The organism is Vibrio sp. SBT000027 (genome assembly GCF_963894355.1).
Taxonomy (GTDB): domain Bacteria; phylum Pseudomonadota; class Gammaproteobacteria; order Enterobacterales; family Vibrionaceae; genus Vibrio; species Vibrio splendidus.
In genome coordinates, this window is record NZ_CAWQGD010000004.1 from 1,912,897 (window position 1) to 1,930,546 (window position 17,650).

Sequence of the window (17,650 nt, forward strand, 5' to 3'; positions counted from 1 at the left end):
GACTTAAGGTTTTACGAATGCGTAAGTTGATGTGCCAGTTTGCCAAGCAAGATTAGTGCTTGTTCTTTCTCTTCTGTGAGTTCATAAGAGAAGTTCAATCTGATCGCGTTATCTACTCTGCCCTGCTCACTAAACAGATCGCCTGAAGCGACGCTGATCCCCTGAGCAATCGCTAGTTGGTAAAATTGTTGACTGTCGAATTTTGCGGAAAGACGAATCCATATGAAGTAGCCACCAGCCGGTTCTTCAATCTCGACGGAATGCGGGAAGTACTGCTTAATGACCTCAATGAATAGCTCTTTTCTCACTAGAAGATTTTTACGTAATTTACGAAGGTGATTGTCGTAACTTTCATGTGTTAAGAAGTGTGCGACGCCAAGTTGCACAGGCGCACTACTCGACAGTGTAGAAAGAAGCTGCAGCTTTTGAATGGCATCATTGAAACGCGTGTTCACAACCCAGCCGACCCGATAACCCGGACACAGACTTTTTGAGTACGAACCACAAAGCAGAACAGAATCGGTCTTATCGAAGGCTTTTAGTGGCTTGGGTTTATGCCCTTCAAAGTAGAGGTCACCATATACGTCATCTTCAATAATGTAGGTTTCGTGTTGTTCTGCAATCCGAACTACACGGCGCTTCGCTTCTTCAGACAAACTTGTCCCTGTCGGGTTTTGAAACGTCGTCATCAGCCAACACGCTTTTACATCTTGGTTTTGTAGTGCGCTTTCAAACTGCTCAATATTCAATCCATTGATTGGGCAAACATCCACTTCGATAGGATTGAGTCCTAATCTTTCTACGGCCTGTAAAGCACCATAGAAAGCGGGAGATTCAATCACAACATTATCACCCGACTTAGTAACCGTTTGCAGGCTTAAGTTAAGCGCTTCCATTGCGCCAGAGGTAATCACGATATCTTGATGGTTAACCGTAATGCCTTGCTGCAGGTAACGCTGCGCGATTTGTCTTCTTAAGGACTCACTTCCCGGTGGCAGATTATTGATCACACTGGCACCTGTCATCTTTCTACCAGCACTGGCAAGGTTTCGAGTCAAGGTAGGTAATGGGAAAAGGTCAGGATCGGGGAACGCTGAGCCAAAAGGAATCACACCCTCTGCTGAACTCGATTTCAAAAAGTCGAATAATCGATCATTAATGGCTTTCTTTTTGTGTACTAACGGCAGTTCATAATCAACTCCGTCCACACGTGGTGCAACAAAGTAGCCCGACTGAGGCTTAGCAATGATCCACCCTTCGCTTTCTAACAATTGGTAGGCTTGTAAGACAGTACTATTACTGACGTTGTAATTTCGACAACTCATGCGTACCGAAGGGATCTTCTCTCCGGATCGCCAAGTGTTATTAGCGATCTGAGTTCGAATATCCTTTGCAAGCTCTTCATAACGCGCCATCTAATTGTACTACCTAGAGAAATTCTAATAAGCCGGGGATTTTATCACTAACGTTAACAACTATTGCTGCTATCCATATGATTGGACCTAATTTCTATAATAGTGTGAATTGGTTCACAGATAACTTTGTATGCTTTGCTAAGTTTGTAACCAAGGCGGGAGCCAAGTTCGTTCTACGCCTCTATAATTTGATGTAACCCAAAAAACATGCGAGATAACAATGAAAAAAATAGAAGCAGACCAGTTAAGTTATAAAGGAGAGTCAAACGGTGTTCATAGTTGGACAACACCGAGTGGCCAGCCATATTACTGGCACCCAGATTGGCTACATATCGCTGAAGATGCTACAGGCTCACATCCAAAGCAGAAGATCGACGTCGATCAAGACCAAGCACCAACTGAGAAACACGCGGTGTCTGCTATTCTGAAACACCTTAACCAATGGGCATCAGACAAACTAGCGTCTCACCCTGAGATTGAAACAGGTTCTATCGAAGCTGAAATCAACCTGAAAAAGTAATTGTTTTAAAGTAGATAGCGAACTCAATCACTCGCGATTCCACTCAAGTATACCGACTGAATAGCCTCTAATCTCAACGAGGCTATTCAAATATCTTCATAGTAATGCTGCAATAACCCCCACCTAGCTAACAAATCACTAACACAAACCAGTTTCTTGTATCATTCAACGAAAGCTATCGATAGAATTTCCGGTTACATTCACACCAGCAATGCTAGTCATGCAAATTTCCAATATCGTGAATCAATGTGAAAATCGCGTATTCGTAAACTTAGGATTAGTTACGAAACCCTAAGATGAAAATCAACAAAGGCTTATCGATGGATACTTCAAATTACAATCAATCGCTAACGACTAAATTATATGTCATCGCTGGCGTGCTGTTTGGCACCTACGGCAGCCGGGTGTGCCCAATGCTCGAAAGCTTAACGACGTTAGAGATTTTCACACAAGTCAGTATTGTGTTTGTCTTATTATGGCTCGCGCGTCGTTACTTATTAGCGCAACACTCCTTAGTCAAACAAGGTCGATTCGCGCAGCTCGATACCCTGCTATTTTTTGCTGCAAGTGTGCCTTTCGCGCTCTACTACAACTTAAGCTATGAATTCACCATAGATAGCAATTTGAAGGTGTTGTTTGGCATGAGCCTATTTGGCTTCTTTACTGGAACCATTCTTCAACTGAATGCCAAGCTTAGTCAAATGGATAAAATGGAGGCGACTGGGCAATTTGACTTCCAACTGATTGGCGAAAGGAGTTCGCTGGTTAAGCAAATGATTGGTTTGGTTATCGTGCTTTTGGTAACACTAACCACCATGCTGACGATGATTGCCGTCAAAGACATCTTTTGGCTAGAACATAACCCTGGCCGTTTGTTAGACGGCACCGGCAAGATCAGTGTGATCAAAGAATTCATTTATTTGGCAGTGGTGCTGGGTGGCTACGCGATAACCATTATGACTTTATGGAGCAAGCTGATTAAGCGAATTCTCCTAAGCCAAGAGTGTGCATTGAGCAAGGTCACCAATGGCGAACAAGGCGTTCGCTTACCTATTTTCGGCTACAATGAGCTGGGTTCAATGGCATCAATGACCAACACCATGCTTGATAGCCTCGAAACGGCACAAAACGAAGTCAAAACTACCCGTGACGTTGCGATCGTAAGTTTGTCTGCGTTGGCAGAATCTCGAGACAATGAAACCGGTGCTCACATTCTGAGAACCCAAGAATACGTAAAGGTACTCGCACAAGAGCTCAGTAAGTCGGAAATCCACGCAAACTTGTTAACACCAAACTACATAGAGCTGCTTTACAAATCTGCCCCACTTCATGACGTAGGCAAAGTAGGCGTGCCTGATAACGTGTTATTAAAGCCGGGCAAATTAACTGACGAAGAGTTTGAGATAATGAAAGGTCACCCCGCAATTGGTGCTGAAGCGTTATCTATTGCAGAAAAGCAGTTAGGAAGCAGCTCTTTCCTGAGAGTCGCGAAAGAGATATCTCTGACCCACCACGAAAAATGGAACGGCAGCGGTTATCCAAATCAGCTGTCTGGTGAGGACATCCCATTATCCGGGCGCTTGATGGCATTAGCCGATGTTTATGACGCGTTAATATCAAAACGAGTCTACAAGCCAGCCTTTACTCATGAACAAGCTAAGCAGATTATCTTGGAGGGCAATGGGACGCATTTTGATCCGCAAGTTGTCCAAGCTTTTCTGGCTGTCGAACAAGAGTTTGTTTCGATTGCCGCGACCTACAAAGATGGCAAAAATGTACCAAGTGAACTCGAGCGTGAAAGCTTTATTGCTCAACCAGCCTAATCTATATAAAAACCACTAACTTCTTGCACCCTATAGGTTAATCCGTAGGGTGTTTTGTTATCAAATACCCTCTTTAGTCAATAAATCTGATTGAAATGGATTTTTTTTGGCCTTTCTGTTCACTTCGTATTGTCTTAAAAATTCCATACAGGTATAACTACCCATAGATACTATCCCCTCTCAATTGACATGGATGAAGATTATGTTTGAAAAAGTGTTAGCTGCTCCCGCCGATCCTATCCTCGGCCTTACTGAAGAGTTTAAAAAAGACTCTCGTGCAGAGAAAATCAACCTTGGTGTTGGCATCTACAAAAATGAAGCTGGCCAAACGCCTGTACTTAAAACAGTAAAGAAAGCAGAAGCTGCACTTCTTGAAAGCGAAAAAACCAAATCTTACCTGACAATTGAAGGTACAGCTGAGTACGGCCTAGCGGTTCAGAAGCTTCTTTTCGGTTCAGACGCAGAGATCGTAACGTCTCAACGCGCGAAAACTGCACAAGCTCCTGGTGGTACTGGTGCACTTCGCGTTGCTGGCGAATTCATCAAGCGCCAACTAGGCGATGCTAAAATCTGGATCAGTAACCCAACTTGGGCAAACCACAACGGCGTTTTCGCTGCTGCGGGTATCGAGACAGCTCAATACAGCTACTACAACGCTGAAACAAAAGACAAAGACTTCGCAGGCATGGTTGCTGACCTAGAGAAAGCTTCTGAAGGCGATATCGTTCTTCTTCACGGCTGCTGTCACAACCCAACAGGTATCGACCCAACAACTGACGAGTGGGAAGTGCTGGCTAAACTGGTTGCTGAGAAGAAACTGCTTCCTTTATTCGATTTTGCTTACCAAGGTTTTGCAAAAGGCGTTGAAGAAGATGCAGCTGGTCTACGTATTTTTGCTCAATACAACAAAGAGATCCTTGTTGCTAGCTCATTCTCTAAGAACTTCGGCTTGTACAACGAGCGTGTGGGCGCATTCACTCTAGTTGCAGAATCTGCAGACGTAGCAACGACAGCGTTCTCTCAAGTTAAGAGCATCATCCGCTCTATCTACTCTAACCCACCAGCGCACGGTAGTGCTGTAGTAACTCACATCCTTGGTGATGCTGATCTACGTGCTGAATGGGAAGCGGAAGTGGCAGAAATGCGTGACCGTATCCAAGAGATGCGTGAGCTATTCGTAACAACATTGAAATCTGAAGGTGTTGATGCAGACTTTACATTCATCGAGCGCCAAAACGGCATGTTCTCATTCTCTGGCCTAAGCAAAGAGCAAGTAACTCGCCTGAAAGACGAATTCGCTATCTACATTGTTGGTTCTGGCCGTATCAGTGTTGCAGGCATGACTAAGTCAAACATGGGTCCTCTATGTAAAGGTCTTGCTGCGGTTCTTTAATCGAAAAGCGAAACCTGTATCTGTCGACCTAAAGCCCATAGCCTATAGATATGCAAAAGCCAGCGATTAAGCTGGCTTTTTTGTGTCTGTCTCTTTGTATATAAGAGCTATGTATATAATAGCTATTAAGGCACTTAGCCTTTTCGTTACTAACACTTAGTCTCTGCGTACTAACGCTTAGCCTCTGCGTTACTGGTTAGTACTCTAAGAAGAACTCTACACCTAGCTCGTTCGTCCTCTCGCTTCCACCTTTACTACCCTCACCATCTCTGTGTTGATAAGAGCCACCAATCGCAAACTTATTGGTCACGAGATAGCGCAAACCCACGTGGTAAATTTCTTCATCAAACAGGTCACTTCGGTTCACTTGCACACTGCCGTTAGCAATCCAACGTTTTGCAAAACCATAGTTGAGTTCGGCTTTTACACCTTGGACAAATTCAGTATCCGATTCGATGGTTTTGTTGCTGCCATTAAGCTCTACCTCACCTTTAGTAATACCCAGCAAGTAAGAAGCGACAATATCCAAATCTTTCTTGATGCTGTAACGATACCCAGCCCCTGCCATTAAGGTATCAATTCGAGTGGTACTTTCATCTGGATGAATGAAGCGTGCACTGTAGTCGCCCAACAACAACCAATCATCCGTCATCGCGTAACTGACGCCTAATCCATACGACGAGGCATTGTTATTACTGCCTGCATCTTCATTTAAACTGCCCGAATGCGCGGTGGCATAAACATGGTCATAATCAAGAATATCCACCGCGTTAGTGTCCGCCCACAAACTTGGAGAAAACATAAAAACCGCAGGTACCAAACTAAGCTTCCACTTCGACATTCCTATCATCCTTCAACTGTCACTCCATTAACTGAAAGATTAGTCTATCCATAAGACTTTAAAAAGGTTTTAGCTCACAGATTGATTTGTGCCGGAAAATTATTATCAAATGTTGTACCATGAAATCATACAAACCAATGGATGATCATTATGGATGCTGAGTTATTAGAGATTCAAAACTTTCTGGCACAATACCCCCCTTTCTCTGAACTTCCTGAAGAGATATTGGTGAAAGTGACCAGTAGTGTAGAAATTTCTTATTACCGCCAAGATACCCCTATCATTCACTTTGGTGATCAAATTCATGATCTCTACATCGTTCGAAGTGGCGAAGTTGAAGTCTATCGTCGTAAGGGCGAACTCTATAATCGCCTTGATGAAGGGCATGTGTTTGGACAAATGGGGTTGCTGACCAACAACAAAGTTCGCTTCCCAGTTAAAGCGACCGAAGATACCCTTCTCTACTGCATCCCTGAGCCGATTTTCCAAGAGCTCTACGACAACTATGATTCATTCGCCGACTTTGTCGAGGTGGAAGATAACGCGCGACTTCGCCAAGCAAACTCAGACAGCAACGACGCCAACGATTTGTCGACATCTAAGGTCAAAACGCTATTGACCAGCGAAGCGCCGATGATCGAGAAAACGCGCACCATCCAACAAGCAGCAACCATGATGGCAGAAGACAATGTCTCTTCTCTACTGATCATCGACCCTGATATTGTTGAAGATGATGAAGACGATTCAACACCTGTTATCGGCATCATTACCGACCGAGACTTATGTACTCGCGTTCTAGCCGAAGGCCTTGACCCGTCGGATGAAGTATCCAGTGTGATGACACCAGAGGTTATCTCACTCGACCACAATGCCTATGTATATGAAGCAATGATGACCATGCTTCGCTACAACGTACACCACTTGCCAGTGCTTAAAGATAAGAAACCTATCGGTATTATCGAAGCGACCGATATTGTTCGCTACGAGTCTCAAAACTCGCTGTTATTGGTAAGCAGCATCTTCCAACAACAAAGCATTGAAGATCTCAAAGTACTTTCTGAACAAGTAAAAGACAGCTTTGTGCGCTTGGTTAACGAAGATGCCAACGCACACATGGTGGGTACCGCAATGTCGGTAATCGGCCGTAGCTTTAAGCAACGTATTATCGAGCTAGGCGAAGAGAAATTAGGTAAAGCGCCCATTCCTTATTGTTTCCTTGCACTCGGCTCGATGGGTCGTGATGAGCAATTGCTCGTCACTGACCAAGATAACGCCATTATTCTTGATGACACCTACGACGAGAAAAAACACGGTAAATACTTTGAAGAGCTATCGACCTTCATTTGTGATGGCTTAGATCAGTGTGGCTATGTGTACTGTACCGGTGACATCATGGCCACCAACCCAACGTGGCGTATGACTCGTCGCCAATGGGAAGAGTGCTTTGCCGATTGGATTGATGATCCAAACCCGAAAGCGCTGTTGAACGCTTCTATCTTCTTTGATTTAGACGGCGTCTACGGCCGCTTGAAATGGGCGGAACAACTGAACAGCTTTATTGTTCGCCGTGCACGTAAGAACAACCGTTTCTTAGCATGTCTTGCTCGTAATGCGCTTAACCGCACACCGCCACTCGGATTCTTCAAAGATTTCGTGATGGAGAAAGATGGCCGTCACAACAACTCAATCAACCTTAAACGTCGTGGTACTGCGCCACTGGCCGATCTAATTCGTGTTCACTCGTTGGCGGTAGCCTCTCGTTCTAAGAACTCATTCGAACGTTTAGATGACATTATCGACGCAGGTATTCTACCAAAAGGCCGAGCTCAAGATTTGAAAGATGCGATGGAGTTTATCTCCTTAGTTCGTATTCGCCACCAAGCACACGATGTCGACAACAACATAGAACCGGATAACAACATTGAGCCAGAGAACCTATCTGACTTCGAGCGACGTAACCTAAAGGACGCATTCCAAATATTAAGCAATGCGCAGAACTTCCTTAAGTTCCGTTATCAAGCCAGCAATAAGTTTAAGTAGGGCCTATGAACAAACTATTCAGATCACCTGCGGTCGATTGGCCATTTAAGTTTGCTCAAAAGCTGGAACGAGCGAGAGACGAACGCTTAAAGCAATTTTATAGCCAACCTCTTCCTGCGCCTGATACGCCATTATCAGAAGTAACCTTCTTAGCTGTCGACTTTGAGACTACGGGTTTAAACCCAAACAAAGATGGCATCATTACCATTGGCCTGGTCCCGTTTACGCTAAATCGTATTTACTTACGACAAGCCAAACACTGGACACTGAGACCAAAGCAGAAATTAGAAGAAGACTCTGTGGTTATTCATGGCATCACTCACAACGACATTATTGACGCGCCAGACCTTAGCGAGGTGTTAGATGAGATATTAGAATCGCTGGCGGGTCACATCCCAGTGGTTCACTATCGTCGTATCGAGCGTGACTTCTTGGATAACGCACTGAAAGTGAGATTAGGTGAAGGGATCGAATTTCCAGTCCTCGACACACTCGAGATTGAATCTCAAATCCAGAACAAACTGGCTGGCGGCTTATGGAATAAGCTCAAAGGCAAGAAACCAGCATCAGTAAGGCTTGGTCAAAGTCGCCGTCGATACCATTTGCCGGACTACACGCCGCATCATGCATTAACGGATGCAATTGCGACCGCAGAGTTACTACAAGCGCAGATTGCACATCATTTTAGCCCTGACATGCCGGTTAAAGATTTCTGGTTATAGCTAGATTTAAATACTGTTTAAATCGTACGTGAAGCGATTAGGCATTAACCGTTAGCCATTAGCCATTAGCCATTAGCCATTAGCCGTTTTACACCTTAATACTCATAACGCTCACATTATCGAAATAGTGAGCGTTTTTTTGCGTATTAGGAAAAGCTTACTCCGCTGTCGGACCAACTAATCGCATTTCCCAATCTTCGACTTTGCCAGTTTCAAGGCGACGCTCTATAAGTGCTCCCCAAGATTCGACTAAAGGTAGCTCCGCCAATTCTTTGAGCTCTTGTTTATTCAAACAACCTGTGAACACCGCCCCCATGATGCGAGTTAACGGCCATTCTGGATAAGGTCTTTCACATAGAATGATCTCATCTCCAGCACCGATATCACCCTCTTCCAATACACGGAAATACCAGCCAGTTCTTAGCGTATCTTGCAGCCTTCTTGCCATATCATTTTGATCGAATCTCACGTTCAGCTTCCAGCACGGCATACGCCCTTGCGAGACTTCCAACAATGTTGAACCAATACGAATCTTATCTTTCAAGCAAATGGAGTGCTCCGTGATGCCGCTTGAGCTTAGGTTCTCGCCAAATGCGCCTGCAGATTGAAAGATGATTTTGTCACCTAACTCTTCCTGCCAAACTGGGTAGTGCTCGCTTGGGTAGATATGAAGGGCTTTTTGAATACCACCGTGAAAGCGAGGGTCGCCTTGTTCATCAGTGGTAAAACCAAGTTCTGTGGCATGCTGACGCTCAGGTGAAATCTGCTTGTTGATGGCACTATTTGCACCGTGTGCAAAGGCAACAGTTTTACCAACCAATACGCTATTTACTACGCCTAACTTCTTCATATCTTTCCCTTTTACCTAAACTTATTTTCTGAACTACGTGAGACAAACGACACGATAACTCGATTTCATTCACTACGCCAAGCATGATAACCTAACAAACCAACGTCAGAATAGGGACATAAAGCCAGTTAACCATGCCAACCCGCCAAATAGATTCACACTCCGGAATCATCACCTCAAATGAGATGATGGTCGCCAATCCTAATTCACCAGCGTTAGTGAAGACCATCGATATGCCCAAGGGCTACGTCGATGCAATGCACCAACATACGTGGCATCAAGTGATCTTCCCACTCAAAGGCCTATTGCAAACGAAAACCGAGCACTACCAGCATCTTGTGCCCCATACTTCTGCTTTGTTTGTGCCTGCAGGTATTCAACACGAATCTATCGCATTGAGCCATACAACATTTGTCGGCATCTACCTTAATCCTACATTTGGAAATGAATATAAGCCTCAAGTACGAACCATTACCCTCACGCCGTTTTTAAATGAGCTCTTGCAGGAAATTCGCAGACAGTGCGAAGGATTTGCGGGTGATGAAGAGGTATCGCGATTGCTTTCGGTATTGCACGATCAGATCTTGAAAGACAACATTCAAACTTTTCAATTGTTGCTACCCGAAGACAGGCGCTTGAAGCTTATATTTGAAGCGCTGACAGAGGCACCAACGTTGGATTTGTCGTTGAAGGAATGGGGAGATAAAGTCGGCGCATCAGAGCGAACCTTATCGCGCTTATTCTCAAAAGAATTCAATACGTCATTTCAGTTATGGCGACAACAAATCCGCCTGATTTACTCGTTGTCTTTGCTCGATGAAGAGTTCTCAATCCAAAGCATTGCCGACCAAATCGGTTATCAAAACGACTCGTCCTACATCAAAGCATTCAAGGCTTCCTTCAATGTCACCCCGCAGCAGTTTCGCTTAAATGGTCGAAGAAGATGATTTCAGCCTCTATGTTTTTAGCATCTGTAGAGATAAAAAAAGAGGAGCCCCAGGCTCCTCTTTTTATTGGATAATATCGAAGTTTGCCTATTGAATTAAGCGTATTTCTCTTCGAAGTCTTTCATGAAGCTGACTAATACTTGCACGCCTTCCAAAGACATCGCGTTGTAAAGTGAAGCTCTCATTCCGCCTACCGCTCTGTGACCTTTTAGCGATTTCAGACCCGCAGCATCAGCTAACTCTAAAAACTTTGCGTCTAGTTCTGGTTTCGCCAATTGGAAAGGTACGTTCATTCTTGAACGGTTTGCGGTGTGAACATCGTTTTTGTAAAAAGCAGAGCTATCAATCGCATTATAAAGCAACGCCGCTTTCTCTTTGTTCACCAACTCCATAGCTTCAACGCCACCTTGAGCTTTCAGCCACTTGAATACAAGGCCTGATAGGTACCAAGCGTAGGTTGGTGGTGTGTTGAACATTGAGTCTTTTTCAGCAAGTACTTTGTAGTTAAGAATGCTCGGCAATACTTCGTTTGCTAGTTCTAGTAGATCATCACGTACGATAGCAATGCAGATACCAGCTGGGCCGATATTCTTTTGAGCACCCGCGTAGATAACACCATACTGAGACACATCGATCTTACGAGACAGAATGTTAGATGACATATCCGCGACGATTGGCTTATCCGTTTGAGGAAGCTCACTGATTTCAATGCCATCGATGGTTTCGTTTGGACAGAAATGTACGTACGCCGCTTCTGGGTCGATTTTCCAATCTTTAGCCGGAACAACCGCCGCTTTGCCATCAATAGATGTCTTCGCGTTAAATACATCGATTTCGCAATATTTGCTCGCTTCAGTCACTGCGCTTTCTGCCCAGTAACCCGCATCAATGTAAGTTGCTTTCGTCGCGTCACCTAGAAGGTTTAGAGGAACAGCAGCGAATTGAGCACGAGCGCCCCCCTGACAGAAAAGAACTTTATAGTTGTCTGGGATGTTCAGAAGATCACGTAGGTCTTGCTCAGACTCATCGGCAACTTGAATAAATTCTTTGCTGCGATGGCTGATTTCCATAACGGAAGTGCCTAAACCATTCCAATCAATGAAGTCTGCTTGCGCTTGTTTCATTACCGGTTTAGGCAGTGCCGCTGGGCCAGCACTAAAGTTGAATACGTTATCTAATGTAAGTTCCATGGGGATAATTGCTCCTGCTAAATAATAACTATGCAAGTAATACCATGTTTTACCCAACATAAAAACAACAAAAGAGGTCTTAAGACCTCTTTTGTTTCGTACCGTACAAAATGTTTAACTTAACCCGTTAGATCGCCCTATCAGTATTAAGCCCGACTCTTTTTATTGAACAAAAGCCGGCATAAGCAGTGCAATTAATGGAATTTCTTGTCCATTTTCAAACACTAGATTTCCATTTTCTAGGTCAGCCGTGATTTCATAACCACTTTCTGTTTGCTTGATCATTTCCATCACGATCAATTCGTCGATACCTTCACGGATAAAAGGGTATTCTTCAACAAGCTCATTTGAGAAGCTAGATTGAACATTACCTGTTAATGCAGGGACAATCATTGAAGGGTTACTGCTGATGTTTTCTGTGCCTTCCGGTACGCTCACCAACCATTTAGATTCAAACTGACCCTTGCCTAATTCTAACGACATATTGTTCATTGAAAGGTCGAAGCCTTTAGCAAACAGTACGTCGATGAACGGAATAATCTCAGCCACATCTTCTTGTGTCAGAACAGGATTCGCCTGGTAGATTTCAAAGATTTTCTCAAACGACTGGCTGTCCAGTTTCGACATTTCAAAATCGACGTTTAGATTGTTCAACTGGCCTTCGTTGGTCTCAATGTTGGCGATATCCAACTTAAGACTGCTGCTCAAGCGCTTAGTCGCTTCATCTAGATGCGATTCAAAATCGTACTTAGAGTTTTCGATGGTCATGAAAGGCTGCATTGCAGAATCTGAAATCAAGAAGCTATCAATAGTAAAATTCTGCGTGCCTAACCAGTAACCTTTCGCTTGCTGGCCTGAGCCAATGCCTTTTAGGTTAGAGAGTGTGACCTCTTCACCCGTTTCAAAATCAATTTGAACCGATGGGATAGAAAGCTGGTAATCAACCTGCCCTAATACAGTGGCATGGCCAGACAGATTCGACTTCGTGATAGATACCGAGGTACCATTTTCTTCTGAGCCTTGGTGATTGAACTGGCTTAACTCGAAGTTGAAATCCGTGTTGCCGTTTAGCTCAGTGCTGGTAGTCAGAGTAAGAGGCAGAATGTCAGTGTTCTCAAACGTCGACAGCGCGTTTAAGCTCACTAAGCCATGGCTCACCGCACTATTAATGACAAACTCACTCGGTAAGCCATCGAGCGCAAGCTGCTCTTTCAAGCTCTCATCCGTCACAGTTACGCGAGTGATTACAGTAGAAGAAAGATAACCTCTATCGTATTCCACGATCTCAGCTTGAATGCTTGAATTGTTAAGCTTTGCAACGCCATCAGTAATCGCATTTTGTCCAATTTGCCCAACCGCTAATGGCCAACAAAGTGCCAATGAGATTGCTCCGCCAATTGCACCAATTTTTCTTAACTGTTCCATGAGTTCTCTTTCTACACTAGTCTGTTTTTTTTAGTCTAACCCATCAGTAGCAAACAAGAAACATTGAGTTAAATCAGTCTATTGCTCGATACTTCGATTGCCTCAATAAATTAACGGCTAGCTCTCATCCTTATTGAGCGGTTCTTGCTAGGCTAGAGACGTCGCTACTATTAAGGTTGAGCTGTGAATCAATACGCTGTTATCTGTTTGGACAATAATCCGGTTAGCATTGAAAGAATACGTTCGGAGCTGGCTCCGTTAGCATCTGTATTCGATATTTATACTGCCGAGAACATAGAAGACGCGCATCACGCATTAGAAGATATCCATGATCACCACCAAACCGTTGCTTTAGTGATCACTCATCATCATTCTGGATTTAATGGTGTGCAATTTCTTATTGAACTGGAACAGCTGCCCCATAGTAATACCGCAAGAACGATATTAGTCAGCGCTTCGTCAGACATTCAATCCATTCTGACCGCGGTGAATGAAGGCCGGCTCAATCACTGCCTAACCAAACCCGTTCAAGATCAAGTTCTATTCAAATCGGCGCAAAAAGAGCTGACCTCTTTTGTTATCCAATACGACTCAGAAAACCTGTTATCTTACAGTGATGCGTTGGATCAACAGCGCTTATTCAGAGCACACATCGAGCAAAAGATTCATTCTTTTCAATCGGGGTTCATTCACGACTACCACCAGCTTTCTGACAATGCCCTTGCAGAGCGTGTCGTCAGTGCATTACAAGATGTGTTTTCAAAAGATGACAAAACCAAGGCCATTCGAGACTACTCACCCGAACATCTCCTCACTGTAGAAGGTGAAGACAATCGCTTTTTATGGCTGATCATTGAGGGTGAAGCCGCTCTCTATAAAAAAGATGAGTTGGGGCAACAGCGGGAAGTGGTACGACACTCTAAGGGCAACATTGTCGGCGGGATGTCATTTGTGACGGGTGAACCTTCATTCTCAACCGCGATAACCCTAACGCAAACACGAGTCATCAAGCTGGATAAAGATAGCTTTGCTCAGGTAATGCACTCAAACAATACCCTGCTGCCGTTATTCACCAATCTATTGCTCCGTCACTTTAACCGCCGCTTGCAAAGAAGTATCACTAATAAAATCAAGCTGCAACAAACGTTGGAGTCACTAGAGTCTGCACATCAACAATTGATCGAGAAAGAGAAGATGGCGATGCTTGGGCAACTTGTCGCGGGCGTTGCTCATGAGTTGAACAACCCTATTGCCGCGATCTTACGAAGTATTGAAACCTTGTCTGAACATCTCGACCAGATACTCGAAAACTCGTCATTCCCAGAATCGAATAAAGGGACTGACGTGCTGGCGCATTCAAAGTTAGCCAAGCCACTATCAACGGCTCAAGAAAGACAACTCGTAAAGCATCTTACGTCGACTATCGATGATCGTGCGCTAGCCAAAAAAGCTGTGAGACTAAACCTAAGCCAAGACTCGGCGGTTCTAGACACCTTGAAAGACTCACCTGTCGCAGGCAAAGAGCTGCTCAATGACTTAGAGCATTACCACTATGTTGGAAACTCTATCCGCTCAATTCAAGTATGCAGCAAGCGTATTGCCGATATGGTTAAAAGCCTAAAAAGCTATGCCCGAGAAGATGAAGAGGTTCGCCACTACGCAGACATTCACGAAGGGCTTGAAGATACCTTAGTGATCTTTGAAAACAGACTCAAACATCACCAACTCGAAAAACATTACGACACCGAATTACCGCCTTTATTGTGCCAGTCGCTCTCGCTACAACAAGTATGGACGAACCTGATCTCTAACGCACTCGATGCCCTTTCTGAACGAGGAAAAGTGTCAATCACTACCTCTCAACAGACGCAAGGTGACGACACGTTTCTAGTAGTGGAAATTTCCGACACCGGCCATGGCATTGCGAAAGAAGACATCAGCACCATTTTCAACCCAAATTTCACGACCAAAAAAGAAGGTAACTTTGGTTTAGGAATTGGTTTATCTATTTCTCAACAAATCGTTTCGGCTCATCAAGGGTTTATTTTGGTGAAGTCTGAGGTAGGCAGCCATACACACATGCAAGTGTGGCTTCCATTCAAACAAGAAGGAGCACCTCATGAATAAGTACCTAATTTTATGTGTCGATGATGAGCCTGAAGTTCTTAACAGTGTCCTTCAGGACTTGGCGATATTTGAAGAGAACTTTCTGGTTGAAGGTGCTGAGTCTGTCGATGAAGCCAAGCAAGTAATCAAAGAAATGGGACAAGATGGTATAAAGCTCGCGTTAATCTTGTGCGACCACATCATGCCTGACAAAACCGGTATCGACTTTCTCATAGAACTCAATCAGAACGATCACACTAAGCCGACACGCAAACTACTGCTCACAGGGCAAGCTGGCCTGGAAGATACGGTTACCGCGATTAATAACGCAGCGCTTGATTTCTATATTTCTAAGCCTTGGCAAGGTGATCAGCTCAGAGACACAATTACTCAACAACTGACCGACTATGTGATTGCAAACGACAAGCAATTGCTAAACTGGACTTCCATTTTAGATACCGAGCGCATCCTCACGTCAATGGCAAACAAGCGAACAAGCTTTGGTGAATAAGCTAATGCATTGTAAATCGACCTTAAGTTTTGGTGAATCGAACTTAGATTTTGGTGAATAGTCCCATAAACATGAGATCTCAGTTGCAGAGCAGCGCCTAAATTGTATATTTTTTAGCTAAATGGCAAAGGATTGGCATTTTTATGGATTACTTTTCCACGAGTTAGATTAAACTGTCTCAATGTTTATGGTTTGCCTGATTTTTCTCAAGCCAAAGGAATTAACACTAAATAAAGGTTTATGGTCGTTATGCGCAAAATTCTACTTACTACCGCTATGCTATTGGCTTCTAGCCAAGCACTAGCTGTTGATGAACAACCACAAGTAATGAGCAACTTTAACTACGATTACTTTGAAGCACGTATCGGTGCTAGCCCAGTAACATTTGGTGGCGCGTTCAGTAAGTCAATTCACCCGAATGCTCACGCTATAGCACGTATCGATTCAGAATTTGAAGGCGATTACGACTCAGCTGTAGGTCTTGGTTTCCACGCTCCATTAAACAACTGGGCAGACCTAACAGGTGAAATGCTAGCTCGTATCGTTCAGCCTGAAAACTCAAGCTCTACTGATATCGGTATGGAAATCAACGTTGGTGTTCGCCAATGGCTTGGTCCACAACTAGAAGTTGGTGGTAAAGGTGGTTACGTTTCTATCGATGACAACGATGATTGGACGGGTTCTGTTTACGCGCGTTTCCACTCTACAGAGCTTTTCTCTTTAGGTGCTGAAGCTCGTATTAACGACTTCTACGGTGACCAGCTAATGTTCACGGCTCGTTTCAAGTACTAATACTTAACGCTCAAGCCCTAGCAAATAAGCTCTCCATGAGCACTTAGCCTTTTGATACTTAGTCTTTTAAGAAATCCGGCTAAGACAGAAACAAAAAAACCGAGGACATTCCTCGGTTTTTATTTATTAGTAATAATCTTAAGCATATAAGGCAAACTTCTTTAGTGGCAGCCCTTTAATAATTGCTGCTTGCGTGGCTCTTGTAATAGTTTCCAGTGAATACCATCAATTGCACCCGCAAATTTCCAAAGTAGTTTTAGGTCAACATCGTTTCCGTACGCTTTGCGAACCTTATTAAACACTTCAGGCGCGCCCAACTGCATAAACATTGAAACATCGTCCACACCCGCCTTTTTAACCATGCGCTCTAACGTAAGTTGCATGTTTGGAAGATCTCTCAATCGACGGCTAGCGGATGATTTCTTAAAGCTACGTTGCTGAATTGAATTATCGATTGAAGTACGAATAATACTATCCAATTCAGGATGTTCGCAGGTAAACAGGTCAGTAATATCGTAATAATTTACGGTAGCTGTTGTCTGTTTTTTTACATGACGATACTTTTCACAGTCAAGATCCGTCAGTTTTTTATCTAATGACTTTCCACCTCTGATGAATAAACAACCTTCACTCAATAAAGCGAACATAGCGTCATTTTGAAAGAGGCCGATACCTCCAAACATAGAACGTTTTTGATGCTCACCAAATTGATTCACGTAATTAATAAATGCTGTCTCGGTCATATCCGTTGATCCTTAATCAAATTACCCCGATTAGGTTCATTACCAGACAAGCAGCTTTTTATGCGAAAAATTTTTAATCTATTTTTTATTCTTTAGGTGAATATTATGATTTCGTTTTCCACCTTTAAATAAATGATACTTCGAAAAGAAAAATAAGTCTGGGCTTAGTTCACATCAATCAATTGAGTATTATGATTTTTCATGATTGATATCACAGTAAACTATCAAACAATGCTTAAATTTCGACACCCAGTGATACACCCGTTCAAATTATTCAAGGTTATGTCGTCGGATGAGTATTGCTTCACAGCATCGCGGCTTGTAAAATGGCA

The 17,650-nt window shown here is 43.7% G+C and carries 15 protein-coding genes; 9 read left to right on the forward strand and 6 right to left on the reverse strand.

Annotated elements, in window-relative coordinates:
- Window positions 1–11: 11 nt before the first annotated feature.
- The gene (locus tag AACU28_RS18335; protein WP_121603408.1) at window positions 12–1,415 is read right to left on the reverse strand and encodes an aminotransferase-like domain-containing protein; all 1,404 of its coding nucleotides are present in this window, start codon (window positions 1,413–1,415) and stop codon (window positions 12–14) included.
- 220 nt (window positions 1,416–1,635) lie between these two features.
- Between AACU28_RS18335 and AACU28_RS18340 the strand changes: the two genes are divergently transcribed.
- The 3 genes from AACU28_RS18340 (at window position 1,636) to AACU28_RS18350 (ending at window position 5,151) form a co-directional block, all read left to right on the forward strand.
- Window positions 1,636–1,935 (forward strand): hypothetical protein, encoded by a 300-nt coding sequence (locus AACU28_RS18340; protein WP_004734705.1) that lies wholly within the window; start codon window positions 1,636–1,638, stop codon window positions 1,933–1,935.
- Window positions 1,936–2,231: 296 nt separating this feature from the next.
- The gene (locus AACU28_RS18345; protein WP_121603409.1) at window positions 2,232–3,758 is read left to right on the forward strand and encodes an HD-GYP domain-containing protein; all 1,527 of its coding nucleotides are present in this window, start codon (window positions 2,232–2,234) and stop codon (window positions 3,756–3,758) included.
- A gap of 202 nt (window positions 3,759–3,960) precedes the next feature.
- Window positions 3,961–5,151 carry an amino acid aminotransferase gene (locus AACU28_RS18350; RefSeq protein WP_017086475.1) on the forward strand — a complete coding sequence of 397 codons (1,191 nt, stop codon included), beginning with the start codon at window positions 3,961–3,963 and terminating at the stop codon, window positions 5,149–5,151.
- A gap of 196 nt (window positions 5,152–5,347) precedes the next feature.
- Here AACU28_RS18350 and AACU28_RS18355 read toward each other — a convergent pair whose 3' ends face one another.
- Window positions 5,348–5,992: a TonB-dependent receptor gene (locus tag AACU28_RS18355; protein ID WP_061024627.1), complete on the reverse strand. Its 645-nt coding sequence runs from the start codon at window positions 5,990–5,992 to the stop codon at window positions 5,348–5,350.
- 150 nt (window positions 5,993–6,142) lie between these two features.
- Between AACU28_RS18355 and AACU28_RS18360 the strand changes: the two genes are divergently transcribed.
- Window positions 6,143–8,032 carry a DUF294 nucleotidyltransferase-like domain-containing protein gene (locus tag AACU28_RS18360; protein ID WP_004734701.1) on the forward strand — a complete coding sequence of 630 codons (1,890 nt, stop codon included), beginning with the start codon at window positions 6,143–6,145 and terminating at the stop codon, window positions 8,030–8,032.
- A gap of 5 nt (window positions 8,033–8,037) precedes the next feature.
- The gene (locus AACU28_RS18365; RefSeq protein WP_004734700.1) at window positions 8,038–8,754 is read left to right on the forward strand and encodes a 3'-5' exonuclease; all 717 of its coding nucleotides are present in this window, start codon (window positions 8,038–8,040) and stop codon (window positions 8,752–8,754) included.
- A gap of 157 nt (window positions 8,755–8,911) precedes the next feature.
- Here the strand turns inward: AACU28_RS18365 and AACU28_RS18370 are convergent, their stop codons facing one another.
- Entirely contained in the window at window positions 8,912–9,604 is a 693-nt protein-coding gene (locus tag AACU28_RS18370; RefSeq protein WP_121603410.1) for an MOSC domain-containing protein, read from the reverse strand.
- A 134-nt stretch (window positions 9,605–9,738) separates the two neighbouring features.
- On the opposite strand from AACU28_RS18370, the gene AACU28_RS18375 reads away from it, so the two are divergent.
- On the forward strand, window positions 9,739–10,551 hold the full coding sequence (locus AACU28_RS18375; protein WP_017088743.1) for an AraC family transcriptional regulator: 813 nt from the start codon (window positions 9,739–9,741) through the stop codon (window positions 10,549–10,551).
- Window positions 10,552–10,646: 95 nt separating this feature from the next.
- Here AACU28_RS18375 and serC read toward each other — a convergent pair whose 3' ends face one another.
- Both serC and AACU28_RS18385 read right to left on the reverse strand, forming a co-directional pair.
- A complete protein-coding gene (serC, locus tag AACU28_RS18380; RefSeq protein WP_029222145.1) occupies window positions 10,647–11,741 on the reverse strand; it encodes a 3-phosphoserine/phosphohydroxythreonine transaminase in 1,095 nt (364 codons plus the stop codon).
- Window positions 11,742–11,903: 162 nt separating this feature from the next.
- The gene (locus AACU28_RS18385; protein WP_121603411.1) at window positions 11,904–13,166 is read right to left on the reverse strand and encodes a DUF945 family protein; all 1,263 of its coding nucleotides are present in this window, start codon (window positions 13,164–13,166) and stop codon (window positions 11,904–11,906) included.
- A gap of 183 nt (window positions 13,167–13,349) precedes the next feature.
- Between AACU28_RS18385 and AACU28_RS18390 the strand changes: the two genes are divergently transcribed.
- From AACU28_RS18390 to AACU28_RS18400, 3 genes are all read left to right on the forward strand, one after another.
- Window positions 13,350–15,293, forward strand: a complete 1,944-nt coding sequence (locus AACU28_RS18390; protein ID WP_065608579.1) for an ATP-binding protein — start codon at window positions 13,350–13,352, stop codon at window positions 15,291–15,293.
- Window positions 15,286–15,783 (forward strand): response regulator, encoded by a 498-nt coding sequence (locus AACU28_RS18395; protein ID WP_121603412.1) that lies wholly within the window; start codon window positions 15,286–15,288, stop codon window positions 15,781–15,783. Before AACU28_RS18390 ends, AACU28_RS18395 begins: the two co-directional genes overlap by 8 nt.
- Before the next feature lie 249 nt (window positions 15,784–16,032).
- The gene (locus AACU28_RS18400) at window positions 16,033–16,575 is read left to right on the forward strand and encodes a hypothetical protein (RefSeq protein WP_004734692.1); all 543 of its coding nucleotides are present in this window, start codon (window positions 16,033–16,035) and stop codon (window positions 16,573–16,575) included.
- Window positions 16,576–16,736: 161 nt separating this feature from the next.
- Here the strand turns inward: AACU28_RS18400 and AACU28_RS18405 are convergent, their stop codons facing one another.
- Window positions 16,737–17,318, reverse strand: coding sequence for a TfoX/Sxy family DNA transformation protein (locus tag AACU28_RS18405; RefSeq protein ID WP_004734691.1), 582 nt, complete (start codon window positions 17,316–17,318; stop codon window positions 16,737–16,739).
- Window positions 17,319–17,650: the final 332 nt, after the last annotated feature.

Coding starts and splice junctions, on each gene's coding strand:
- AACU28_RS18335 (WP_121603408.1), bottom strand. CDS start 1,415: ATGGCGCGTTATGAAGAGCTTGCAAAGGATATTCGAACTCAGATCGCT.
- AACU28_RS18340 (WP_004734705.1), top strand. CDS start 1,636: ATGAAAAAAATAGAAGCAGACCAGTTAAGTTATAAAGGAGAGTCAAAC.
- AACU28_RS18345 (WP_121603409.1), top strand. CDS start 2,232: ATGAAAATCAACAAAGGCTTATCGATGGATACTTCAAATTACAATCAA.
- AACU28_RS18350 (WP_017086475.1), top strand. CDS start 3,961: ATGTTTGAAAAAGTGTTAGCTGCTCCCGCCGATCCTATCCTCGGCCTT.
- AACU28_RS18355 (WP_061024627.1), bottom strand. CDS start 5,992: ATGTCGAAGTGGAAGCTTAGTTTGGTACCTGCGGTTTTTATGTTTTCT.
- AACU28_RS18360 (WP_004734701.1), top strand. CDS start 6,143: ATGGATGCTGAGTTATTAGAGATTCAAAACTTTCTGGCACAATACCCC.
- AACU28_RS18365 (WP_004734700.1), top strand. CDS start 8,038: ATGAACAAACTATTCAGATCACCTGCGGTCGATTGGCCATTTAAGTTT.
- AACU28_RS18370 (WP_121603410.1), bottom strand. CDS start 9,604: ATGAAGAAGTTAGGCGTAGTAAATAGCGTATTGGTTGGTAAAACTGTT.
- AACU28_RS18375 (WP_017088743.1), top strand. CDS start 9,739: ATGCCAACCCGCCAAATAGATTCACACTCCGGAATCATCACCTCAAAT.
- serC (WP_029222145.1), bottom strand. CDS start 11,741: ATGGAACTTACATTAGATAACGTATTCAACTTTAGTGCTGGCCCAGCG.
- AACU28_RS18385 (WP_121603411.1), bottom strand. CDS start 13,166: ATGGAACAGTTAAGAAAAATTGGTGCAATTGGCGGAGCAATCTCATTG.
- AACU28_RS18395 (WP_121603412.1), top strand. CDS start 15,286: ATGAATAAGTACCTAATTTTATGTGTCGATGATGAGCCTGAAGTTCTT.
- AACU28_RS18400 (WP_004734692.1), top strand. CDS start 16,033: ATGCGCAAAATTCTACTTACTACCGCTATGCTATTGGCTTCTAGCCAA.
- AACU28_RS18405 (WP_004734691.1), bottom strand. CDS start 17,318: ATGACCGAGACAGCATTTATTAATTACGTGAATCAATTTGGTGAGCAT.